Origin of the sequence: Faecalicatena contorta, assembly GCF_003149105.1 — a bacterium.
Classification (GTDB): domain Bacteria; phylum Bacillota; class Clostridia; order Lachnospirales; family Lachnospiraceae; genus Muricomes; species Muricomes contortus_C.
Genome location: NZ_QGDS01000004.1, coordinates 213,159 through 224,979, shown reverse-complemented (window position 1 = coordinate 224,979; position 11,821 = coordinate 213,159). Strand labels below are relative to the sequence as shown.

8 protein-coding genes are annotated in these 11,821 nt (G+C 40.4%); all 8 read left to right on the top strand.

What is annotated here, in order from left to right:
* Positions 1 to 164 precede the first annotated feature (164 nt).
* The 8 genes from A8805_RS09000 (at position 165) to A8805_RS08965 (ending at position 11,794) form a co-directional block, all read left to right on the top strand.
* The gene (locus A8805_RS09000) at positions 165 to 1,181 is read left to right on the top strand and encodes a LacI family DNA-binding transcriptional regulator (RefSeq protein ID WP_109710245.1); all 1,017 of its coding nucleotides are present in this window, start codon (positions 165 to 167) and stop codon (positions 1,179 to 1,181) included.
* Between the two features lie 49 nt (positions 1,182 to 1,230).
* Positions 1,231 to 2,103 carry a carbohydrate ABC transporter permease gene (locus A8805_RS08995; RefSeq protein ID WP_109710242.1) on the top strand — a complete coding sequence of 291 codons (873 nt, stop codon included), beginning with the start codon at positions 1,231 to 1,233 and terminating at the stop codon, positions 2,101 to 2,103.
* A gap of 23 nt (positions 2,104 to 2,126) precedes the next feature.
* A complete protein-coding gene (locus tag A8805_RS08990) occupies positions 2,127 to 2,939 on the top strand; it encodes a carbohydrate ABC transporter permease (protein ID WP_181392784.1) in 813 nt (270 codons plus the stop codon).
* Between the two features lie 11 nt (positions 2,940 to 2,950).
* Positions 2,951 to 4,204, top strand: a complete 1,254-nt coding sequence (locus A8805_RS08985) for an ABC transporter substrate-binding protein (protein WP_109710239.1) — start codon at positions 2,951 to 2,953, stop codon at positions 4,202 to 4,204.
* Positions 4,205 to 4,298: 94 nt separating this feature from the next.
* Positions 4,299 to 6,152, top strand: a complete 1,854-nt coding sequence (locus A8805_RS08980; RefSeq protein ID WP_109710237.1) for a hypothetical protein — start codon at positions 4,299 to 4,301, stop codon at positions 6,150 to 6,152.
* 15 nt (positions 6,153 to 6,167) lie between these two features.
* Complete coding sequence (locus A8805_RS08975) at positions 6,168 to 9,200, top strand: TIM-barrel domain-containing protein (RefSeq protein WP_109710235.1); 3,033 nt, start codon at positions 6,168 to 6,170, stop codon at positions 9,198 to 9,200.
* A 1-nt stretch (position 9,201) separates the two neighbouring features.
* On the top strand, positions 9,202 to 10,824 hold the full coding sequence (locus A8805_RS08970) for an alpha,alpha-phosphotrehalase (RefSeq protein WP_109710233.1): 1,623 nt from the start codon (positions 9,202 to 9,204) through the stop codon (positions 10,822 to 10,824).
* Positions 10,825 to 10,843: 19 nt separating this feature from the next.
* Positions 10,844 to 11,794: an ROK family glucokinase gene (locus A8805_RS08965; RefSeq protein WP_109710231.1), complete on the top strand. Its 951-nt coding sequence runs from the start codon at positions 10,844 to 10,846 to the stop codon at positions 11,792 to 11,794.
* Positions 11,795 to 11,821 lie beyond the last annotated feature (27 nt).

Sequence of the window (11,821 nt, the reverse complement as noted above, 5' to 3'; positions counted from 1 at the left end):
TTGCTGGAATTGGGTTGTGTTATAACACAACCAGTGCTTGCTAGGTGCTATAGAGCAGTCAATAAATCTTGTGAAATTCTTACAATTGATTATTGACAACTCCCATTTCTTAGTATATAATTTACATAAAGTTAACCGGTTAACCACAGAGAGGAGGTGTTAGGGTGAAAAGAGTCACAATCAAAGATATTGCAGAGGCGTGTAATGTATCAAAGGCGACAGTATCATATGTTGTCAACGGAAAGTTAAATAAAGTATCTCCGGAAATGGTCAAGAAAATTACCGCCATGATGGAGAAGATGGAATATGTTCCAAGTTTAAGTGCGAAGTCTCTGGCTGGAAAAGGCTCTAAGTTAATCGGGGTGGTAATACCGCAGGTGGACGTGACACAGAAGATGATTTTTGACAATCCATTCTATAGTGAATTCTTATCCGGGCTGGAATATTATTTAAGACAGGCAGGATATAGTATTGTGCTTAGTGTTATCAATCGTGACAATTGTTTTGAAGACATGATGAAGAAGTGGAACTTAGACGGTGCAGTAGTATTTGGGATTGATAATGAAGAGATGGTAAAAGCACTGGGCAATCAAAAAATGCCGATTCTTTTGATTGACTCATACACTACCAATAGACGCTTTTATAGAATGAATCTGCGGGATGAGGAAGCCAGCTTTGTTGCAACCACTTTGTTAGTTGAAGAGGGGCAGAAAAATATTGCGCTTGTAACAGGTAAAGTTGATAAGAGTATTTTACTTCAGAGACGTTTGAGTGGATACAAGAGTGCACTTGAACAACATCATATACCATTTGACCCAAAGTTGGTTTTTGAAGGTGATGTTACATATGAATATGGTGTACAGGCTGCAAATGAAATTATGGGGATGTCAGATATTACTGGAATTATTGCAACAGCCGATATTTTGGCACTTGGTATTTTGAATCAAATGCAGGCAAGTGGAAAAAATATTCCTAATGAATATTCAATTGTAGGATTTGATGATACCTATCAGGCAAAGATGATGTATCCTAAATTAACAACCATTGGACAGAATATATCCAGAAGAGGGGAATTGGCAGGAGAACTGATCTTAAAAATTATACATGGTGAGCAGACAGAAAAAGAGTACTTTATGGATTTTGAAGTATTGTTACGTGAGACTACAAGGAAAAGAGATTAAGTGTATTTTTTTAGGCACAAGTTAACCGGTTAACCAGCAGGAGGTAGTAATGTATAAGTCAAAAGGAAAAATTATTGTGGTGTTTTTATTACCTAGTTTGCTTGGACTGTTAGTTTTTAAAATTGGTTCAATGCTGTACTCACTTTATATTAGTTTTACAGACTGGAATCTATTTGGAACACCTAATTTTGTGGGATTTGATAATTATATTGAAATCTTTAAGAATGAGCGGTTTTACCTATCGCTAAAGAACACGTTATATTTTATTGTGGGATACTTACCGCTGGTTGTGATCTTGTCACTGGGAATTGCAATGTTGCTTAATACCAAGGTGAAAAAAGTTACCGTGTATAGAGGACTGTTTTTTTTACCAGTAATTACTTCATGGGTAGCAGTGTCAATGATTTGGAAGGGACTTCTGAATCCGGAGTTTGGTGTTATTAATGCCATTATTCGATTGTTTGGTGGAACCGGACCAGCATGGTTGCAAGATCCGGGATTTGTAATGCCAGCTATCATTATGACCAGTGTATGGAAAGATGTAGGATTTTTGGCCATTATATTTTTAGGAGGTCTGCAAGGAATTTCACGGAGCTATTATGAAGCGGCAGAAATTGATTGTGCAAGTAAGTGGCAGCAGTTTAAGAGCATCACCCTACCCCTGCTTTCTCCCACGACATTTTATGCCTTAATTATTACAATTATCAATTCTTTTCAGGTGTTTGACCAGATATGGGTCATGACATCAGGAGAACCGACAGCCAACCTGGTTCCAGTTATGGTGACAGAGATCTATAAGAACAGTTTTGACTATCAGAAGATGGGATATGCCACGGCTCTTTCATGGGTTCTGTTTGGGATTATTATTGTGGTAACTATTTTCCAGAATGTCATGCAGAAGAAATGGGTGCATTATGAATAGGGTGACCAGATGGGAGGTAGATTATGAAGAAAAGTAAGCTGGCGATATATCTACTGCTGACAGTAGGCGCGGCAATAATGATTGTACCCTTTGGCTGGATGCTGATAGTAGCGTTCACCAATTCGGACATCACCTATCAAATGACTATCACTAATGTTTTAAAATCTTTGTCGCTTGATAGTTTCGGGACGTTGTTTACAGATTATAAAGTGCTGCGTTATTTATTTAATAGTGTATTTGTAGCAGTGGTAGCTACGGCAGGTCAGATATTAACGTGCGCAATGGCAGGATTTGTATTTGCCCGAATTGAATTTAAACATCGGGAAAAAATCTTCCTGTTGTATCTGGCAACGATGATGGTTCCGGTACAGGCAACGATCATTCCCCAGTATATCCTGATGAATAAAATGGGACTTATCAATACCTACGTAGCATTATTCTTACCTGGTATGTTTAATGCATTTGGGACGTTTTTGATGAGACAGTATTTTAGAAATATTCCAATGGCGCTGGAGGAAGCGGCATGTTTAGATGGGGCAGGCTTTATCCGAGTATTTTTTCAAGTGATGCTTCCGCTCACCAAGACGGGACTTTCGGTGTTGGCAGTAACCGGCTTTATGGGGGCATGGAATGAGTTTCTTTGGCCGCTTTTAGTAGCATCGGATGAGTATCATACAACTTTACCACTATTTCTTTCACAACTGCAAGGAAGGTGGTATGTAGATTGGAGCGTGCTCATGGGAGCGACCTTGATAAGTGTAGTTCCGATATTAATTGTATACTTATTTGCACAAAAGTATTTTATTGAAGGTGTTCAAAACACCGGTATTAAATAGGAGGAGACATTATGAAAATGAAAAGAGTATTAGCAGGTTTGTTGAGTTTGGTAATGATTATGGGAATGCTGGCAGGCTGTAATAAGAAAGAGGAAGGTACTGATGGGAAAGTAACAATCAAGTATACGACCTATTCCGCAGGTCCGGATCATATCAAGGATCTGGAGCAGATGATTGCAGTATTTGAGAAACAAAATACCAATATACATGTTGAATATGAAATTATAGGCTATGATGATTATTTTACAAAACTCCAGACACAGGCATCGTCTAAGACGCTGCCGGATGTATTCGAAATTAATTACGAGAACTTTGTGACCTATGCAAAAAATGGAGTACTTCTTGATATAACCGAGCTCTCTGAAAAAGATGATTCTTTTACACCGGATTTGCTGTCGGGAGATGCTTACAATTATTTTAAATATGATGAAAAGTTATATGGACTTACAGAGAAGTTTTCAGATGTTGTAATGTATTATAATAAAGATTTGTTTGATAAAGCAGGCGTGGCATACCCAACCACGGAATGGACTTGGAAAGAAGAACTTGAAGCAGCACAGAAGCTAACAAAAGACGGAGTCTATGGTTCTTATTCTCCAGTTCAATATAATGAATTATATAAAACAGTTGCCCAGAATGGTGGCGCGTTATTTGATCAGGATGGGAAACCGACCATTGACTCCGAAGCCAATACAGAAGCCTTTACATGGATGCTGGATAAGATGCTGAAGTATAATATTCAACCAACCCCGGAACAGATGAGCGGAAAATCTCCAGAAGATATGTTTAAAAATGGTGAGATTGCTATGCTTAGAACCGGCAGCTGGATGTTGGGAACATTTGGGGACGTGAGCTTCAACTGGGACATTTCTTTAGAGCCAGGTAATACTCAGAAGGTGCATCATGTATTCGCGGATGGTGTTGTCGGAAGTGCGAATACCAAGAATCCGGAAGCGGTTTGGAAATTCATCAAATTTATGTCGGTGGATTCGGAAGCAACTCAGATTCGTCTGGATACTAATTGGGATCTTCCGGTGACAAATGATGACACCATTAAAGAAAAGTTTTTTGCGATTGAAAAGCCAGCCAGCCGTGAAGTAATTTTTGAAGCATTGGATACTGGAATTATGCCTCCGGTAGTGGATAAGTATTCACAGGTACAGGATGCCATTAATGAAGAACTTGACAAAGCGGTAATCGGAAAACAGTCTGCGAAAGAAGCACTTACTGCTGCTCAAAGTAAGGTTTCCGATATATTGAAATAAAAGGTAAGTAGGAAGAGTGCTGCAAAATACGGGATAGATACTTCAAGTATTTTGCAGTGCTCATTTTAAGATAGAAAGGGTAATCAAGACAGCTATGGAGAGAGAACAGTACACAGGGATCGGCCTGATCGGAAATGAAAATATAGCATCTATTTATACTGTAAATAATGGGATTGTAGATATTAATGGGACGGGGATATATCACCTGTTTTATAAAGAATATGATCATGATCTGCTTCAGTCAGCAGTCACAATGGTAAAAATAGAAGATACATTGTATTATGGAAATAAAAAATGGAAAGCGCATACTCATCCGGAACATATCAGACCATATCAGACAAGGGTGGAAGAGCATCATCGCTATGTAGATACATTCCAATTGGAGGAGCATGATCTTATTAAGCAGGATCAGATATATGCTTATGGTAAGAATCGGTTAGTATTTGAGTGTTCTATATCAAATGAAAGTAATAAATCGCAGCGACTTACCTGTTATGGATACGCGGCTGTGCGTAATGGACGGCAAATACACAGTAAGCTATCAGAACAGGGGGATATTCTGATACATACCGGCAATGTGCATATTGGTATGATAGCACAGGGGAAGATGGAACAATATATGGTAGAAGACTCCCCCACGGATTTTGCATATCAGACATTTCTGGATGTAATGAAAAGAAAAGAGCAGAAAGAAGCAGTACATACAGATTGTCGTCTGGGGTGCGTGAGCGGAGAAGAATTCACTGTTTTGCCAGGAGAGACAGTTGTATATCGCTGGGCATTGATTTTTGCGGATTCCAGTCAGGAACTCCATCAGGATATTCAGGAATATCAAATGGAGGACGCCAGGGAAGCAGCTGGATCTTTTTGGAGATCTTGGTTGACGGAAGGAATCATTGATACACAGGATAGGCCGGAGGAGTTTAAAGATATGGCATATACAAATTTGATTGCATTGAAAGCAGTTTGTGTCGGGGGGTATATACCGGCAGACTTGACCGGACACTATTTCTGCAATCAGATGCCATGTTATTATGCCCGGGATTCTATTATGGTGGCAAGAGCCTTTTTGTTAGCAGGACATGTCCGGGAATGCGAATCCATTCTTTGCTATTTGATTGAGCGTAAACGTAAGGAAAATGGGGAATTTTATCAGCGGTATGACGGCCGTGGCAGACCAAATGAAGGTGCTAATAATAATGTATTTCACCAGTTGGATTCGATTGGATACTTTTGTCGGATTATTTATGAGTTTTATCAGATAACCGGTAAACTGCTTATTGCAGAAAAGCTATTGATATCCTTAATAGAGGTTTTAGAAGGAGCACAAACCAAGTGGGGAATGGTCGGTGCGGAGGGGGGCGTAAATGAAGGAGTATTCGGCGGTGCCTTTATTACATCATCCAATATGTTCATTTATGGCGGCATTGATGCAGCAAAAGAACTGTTTTCACTATATGGAAATGAGAAGTATGAAGAGAAATGTAAAAAGTTATGTATTCGGATTTATGCAGGGATTCAAACGACATTTAATCAGGAAATCGGAAGATACGATTATGGATATGTAGATTACCATGACCATATTGTAAAAAAATATGATACTCCACAATACTTCGGTCCACTTTATGGTTATCCTAATGATGAAAATATGCAAAAAACGCATACATATTTATTGAAGTATGCCTCCTTCTTTGAAGATGGTATCGGCTATTCGGAACAGGAGTATCATCACGGACCGTGGCTGTTTAATACTTTGGCTTGTGCGGAGTACTGTAAAAAGTATGGCAGTTTGGAAGAATACAGTCGGAAGTTGAGCTGGTGTGTATTACACAGTAATGCATATGGATTGCTGCCGGAGGCGGTGGATGCAAATCAAGAGGAGCGATGTTATATCAATCCGTTGACATGGGCTTGCGCAGAGTTTGTGTCAGCATATTTTATCTGCTAGAGGAGGAAACCAAAATTGAATCAGCAAAATAAGAATATGAGATGGCTAGATATCTATAGACGCTGTGTCAGCGGAGATTTGTCAGGGGTAAAAGAAGAACTTCACGATATGTTTACCTTAGAAAAACACTCCTATCATGAAATGTGTGTCTTGCTGTTTCTTGCGGCAGAGTATCATCGCCTGGCATCTGAGACAGATTTTTTAGCTACATACAAGCTACAGATGAAGCAAATGCAGAAAAAGATATTAAGTGTGTGGAAAGAAAAACAATCAAGTTTTTGGGACGAGAAAGAAGATTTTTATGCGGCCAATGTGGGTCTTGCGTATGGGAGCTTGTATAACAGTAATTTGTTTCTAAAAGAGGATGCAGTTGCACAGACACTTGGAGAGATGAAAAATTATGTGTATACGCACTATACATCAGGCGGGAAACTGGTAGATGTGAAGGGCGGCCTTACAGTTTCTACAGAGTTGCTGTTTATATGTGTTCCGTTTGGTCTGTTCACACCGGAAGATCTGGTGCTGGTAGCGGCTGTTGGCGAGATGAAGGTGGAGACACCTGAACAAAAAGCGATGCTGGCATGGTATTTTGCAGAAAAGTCTGACTATAAACACGCTAAAATATTTCTGGATGAGATATCTGATGCGGTGGGGATTGCAGCAGCAATCGGTAAGATTGTTAGATTTAAGCTTGCCGCTGCCGGAGTTCTTGCAGATAAGCCAATTATGCATGTTCCGTTTGGCAACTCGAATCGTTATCAATCACAGAATTATGAAAGAACTCCTTGGCAGCCAAAAGAAGGAGAGAGGGTCGTCTTATATGCAGCAGCCTGGCCAGTAAGATATCCGGAGCCAATCTATGTTGCATATCAGACTGGATCTGGCAATGAAATTAAAATGGTGGGAAACTTTGAGGAGGATACTGAGAACTATCGGTTTGATTTGGGTACCTTTAAAGGTGGAGAAAAAGTAAGCTACTATTTTACGACAAAAGACTACCGGTCAGAGTGTTATGAATTGGTAATCCTCCAAAAGGAACGTATCCAAAATGTCAGGCACATTTACGAAAATGAAAAGCAAATAATTGTGGAACTGACATCTGATCAAGGAAAAACATATACGGCCCATGTTACTGATAGAGAAGGACAATGGGAGTTACATCTGGAAGAAACGGATAATCCGACGATTACTGATTATTCAATAAAGGCAGATGGTCATATGAAGGTGTTTGCATCGGATGAAGCATGTTTTCAGGTGGAACTATTAGATGTCAAAATTACAATCAAGGAAATTTATGTCTGGCGGGATAATCAAGGAATTGTTTCAACCGGAATGCAAATAGCAGCGAGGAAGCAAGAAAGATTTTATGGTTTTGGTGAACGTTATAATCATATAAATCAGCGCGGAAATTTGGTTGATGTATATGTGTATAACCAGTATAAAGATCAGGGAATACGCACTTACTTTCCAATGCCATATTTCTTGAGCTCCGAGAAGTATGGGCTATATGTGGATACAAAATGCTATACAGAATTTGATATGTGCAAAAGCAATGAGAAGTTTTATACAATTGAGGTGCAGGAAGCAATGATAAAACTGCATTGTTTTGTAGGATTACCGAAAGATATTATCGGCAAATTCAGTACTTTGACAGGTCGGCCAGAGCCTTTGCCAGACTGGGCATTTGGTCCATGGATGTCCAGTAATAACTGGGATAGTGAAACAGAAGTACGAAAACAGGTGGAACTTACAAAGCAACATGATATACCGGCGACAGTTCTGGTGATTGAAGCGTGGAGCGATGAGGCAACTTATTATGCTTTTAATGATGCAGTTTATACGGAAAACAACGGAGCGAAGGCATTGCAGTATCAGGATTATATATTTCCCAAGTGGGGTAGGTGGCCGGACCCGAAGGGATTGGTAGGATACCTTCATGAAAATGGACTTGCCTGCATTTTGTGGCAGATACCCATTATCAAGTATATAAATTCACTGCATCACCTGCAGAAAGATTATGATGAATCCTATGCAATTAGACAGGGATATGTCGCAGTTTCGCCAGACAGAAATGCCTACCGGATGCCAGAAGGATGGTTTACCGGCAGCCTCTTATTTGACTTTACAAATGAAGAAGCAGTACGTTGGTGGTTTGACAAGCGAGAATATCTGGTGACAGATGTTGGTATTGATGGGTTCAAAACGGATGGAGGAGAGTTTGTTTTTGGCGATGATATTTGCTTTGCGGATGGCTCTACCGGAAAAGAGATGAGAAATGAGTATCCTAATTCTTATATTTCAGCATATTACCGCTATATTAAAGAAAAGAGGGGCGGAATTGTCTTTTCCCGGGCTGGCTATACCGGTGCTGCCAAAATGCCGGCTCACTGGGCGGGAGATGAACGATCAACCTTTGAAGCATTCAGCAGAAATCTATGTGCTGGTCTCAATGCCGGAATTTCGGGTGTTCCGTTTTGGGGATGGGATTTGGGTGGTTTCAGTGGTGAAATTCCAAGCGCAGAGTTATATATCCGTTCCACACAAATGGCTGCTTTCTGCCCTATCATGCAGTATCATGCGGAGAGTAAGGCCCAATTCAATCAGGATCGCACACCATGGAATATTGCAAAGCGGCAGAATGCCCCATGGGTAATAGAAGATTACCGCTATTATGCGAAGCTGCGGATGGCATTACTGCCATATATTATCGAACAGGCAGAAAAAAGCGTGCAGTCTGGTATTCCGATGATGCGTGCACTGTTTATAGAATTTCCAGAAGATGAATCAACATGGGATATATTTGATCAATATATGTTTGGTGATGATTTGTTGGTGGCACCGGTTATTAGTGAAGGGGCAACTTTCCGTAGGGTGTATGTTCCGCGAGGAGAATGGATTCACCTCTTTACAGGAGAGGTTTTTAAGGGTGGTCAGCTTTATGATGTAAAAGCAGATGTACATGAGATTATTGTACTTCGGAAAGCAGACTCGGTATGGGATTTTGTGATTGAAAAAGAAGATTTTCAAATATGCAGGAGGGAAAAGTAGAATGGAGTGGTGGAAGAAAGCAGTTGTATATCAAGTATATCCAATGAGTTTTAAAGATAGCAATGGAGATGGTATTGGAGATATTGGCGGGGTGATCGAAAAGGTGGATTATCTAAACCAGCTGGGGGTAGATGTTATATGGCTAACACCGGTTTATGAGTCACCAATGGATGATAATGGCTATGATATCAGTAATTATTATAAAATTAATCCATTGTTTGGAACAATGGAGCAGTTGGAAGAGCTTCTGGGGATGCTGCATGACCGAGGCATGAAGCTGATTATGGATCTGGTGGTAAACCATACCAGTGACGAGCATGAGTGGTTTCGGGCGGCTAAAGCCGATAAAAAAAGCAAGTATCATGATTATTACATCTGGGAGGAAAAACCCATTACCGGACAGCAGTCATTTTTCAGCGGTTCAGTGTGGGAATACAATGCAGAGACAGATGAATATTATTATCATCTCTTTAGTAAACGGCAGCCAGACCTTAACTGGAAGAACCCAAATGTTCGGAAAGAGGTGTATCAGTTGATTAACTGGTGGCTTGACAAAGGAATTAATGGATTCCGCATGGATGTGATTGACTTGATTGGGAAAGTGCCGGGAAAAGAACTTATGATCAGTCCGCAAACACATGAATACCTGCAGGAAATGCATCAAAATTGTTTCGCGGGCAGGGAAGTATTTACCGTTGGTGAAACTTCTTTTGCGACACCGATCACAGCACCTATGTACTCTAAGCCTGAAAGGAAAGAGCTGACGATGGTTTTTGGTTTTGAACATCTGGGGCTTGAAGAGGTAAAGGGGAATGGGAAGTGGGATTTAAAGAAATTGGATGTAAATGAGCTTAAGCAAGTATTTAAAATATGGCAGCACGCACTTTATAAAAATGGCTGGAATAGTTTGTTTTGGTCTAATCACGATCAACCGCGCATTGTATCTAGGATGGGAGATGATGGAAGATATCGAAGGGAAAGTGCCAAGATGCTGGCAATGGTACTTCATGGAATGCAGGGGACACCCTATATATATCAGGGCGAAGAAATTGGCATGACGAATGTAGAGTTTCCGTTAGAAGACTATAAGGATGTGGAGACTATCAATATGGTGCAGGAAAAACTTGCAGCAGGATGGAGCATGGAGAAGATTATGAAAGGGATCTATGCAAAGGGGCGTGATAATGCCAGAACACCCATGCAGTGGAGCGCCAAAGAGTACGCCGGCTTTACAAATGGTACACCATGGATTAAGGTAAACCCTAATTATTCTGAGATTAATGTTGAGAAGGAATTAAGCATAGAAGAATCAATATTCTCTTTCTATCAATCCCTGATCCAAATACGAAAAACATATGACATTATTTCAGAAGGAGATTTTAAGCTGTTAGCAGAAGAAGATGCGAGAATTTTTTCATATGTGAGAACGTGGAATGGGCAGGAACTTTATGTAGTAGGAAACTTTACGGGGGAAGAGGTGGTATGCCCATCTGAGATAAGTAAATTAGTAAAGAATACAGATATAATACTTACTAATTATAAAGAGACACAGCTACAAGAAGAAATAGTTTTGCGTCCTTATGAAAGTATCATGTGGTACAAGGCTGATGATTCTATGGAGTAAAGCAAAGAAGGGTACAGGCATGAAAAGGTACGCATTTGGAATTGATATTGGCGGCACAACGCTGAAGCTGGGATTGTTTAAAACCAATGGTGAACTCATGGAAAAGTGGGAGCTTCCGACTCGCACAGAAGAAAATGGTGGATACATCTTAACAGATATTGCCGAGGCAATTCAGCAAAAACTATCAGATGAAACAATTTCAGCAGCAGACGTAGCAGGAATTGGGCTGGGAGTACCAGGACCGGTTGGAAAAGATGGAACTGTCTATCGGTGTGTCAATACTGGTTGGGGGATTTTAAATGTAGAACAGAAATTAGAAGCATTGACTGGATTAAAAGTAAGGGCAGGTAATGATGCTAATGTCGCTGCACTTGGAGAAATGTGGAAAGGCGGAGGCGAAGGTTACAGAGACCTGATTATGGTGACGCTGGGAACTGGAGTGGGAGCAGGAGTCATTATCAATGGCAAAATTGTTTCAGGCAAACACGGTGCAGCTGGGGAGATTGGGCATATGAGGGTGGTGGAAGAAGAACTCAATCAATGTACTTGTGGAAATCATGGATGCCTGGAACAATATGCTTCGGCGAGAGGGATTGCTGCAGTGGCTAGTCATTATTTAAAAGTACATAATAATCCGGTCAAAGTACCGACCAGGTTAAATAATGGAAAAGAACTAACAGCAAAAGATATCTTTGATGCCGCAAAGTGTGGAGACTTACTTGCCCTTAATAAGGTCGATGAGGCTTGTAAATTACTTGGTAAGGCATTGGCACAGATATCCTGTGTGATCGATCCGGAGGTATTTGTCATTGGTGGTGGGCTGTCAGAGGCAGGCGAGATTCTAATCAATGGCATCCAAAAATATTATCAGCGGTATGCATTTCATGCATCGAAAGATACTGTCTTTGTAAAAGCGAGACTGGGAAATGATGCGGGGATTTATGGCGGTGTAAAACTGGTGATAGAATAACCCAATATAAGAAAAATCAAACCATAA

Coding starts and splice junctions, on each gene's coding strand:
- A8805_RS08995 (WP_109710242.1), top strand. CDS start 1,231: ATGTATAAGTCAAAAGGAAAAATTATTGTGGTGTTTTTATTACCTAGT.
- A8805_RS08990 (WP_181392784.1), top strand. CDS start 2,127: ATGAAGAAAAGTAAGCTGGCGATATATCTACTGCTGACAGTAGGCGCG.
- A8805_RS08985 (WP_109710239.1), top strand. CDS start 2,951: ATGAAAATGAAAAGAGTATTAGCAGGTTTGTTGAGTTTGGTAATGATT.
- A8805_RS08980 (WP_109710237.1), top strand. CDS start 4,299: ATGGAGAGAGAACAGTACACAGGGATCGGCCTGATCGGAAATGAAAAT.
- A8805_RS08970 (WP_109710233.1), top strand. CDS start 9,202: ATGGAGTGGTGGAAGAAAGCAGTTGTATATCAAGTATATCCAATGAGT.
- A8805_RS08965 (WP_109710231.1), top strand. CDS start 10,844: ATGAAAAGGTACGCATTTGGAATTGATATTGGCGGCACAACGCTGAAG.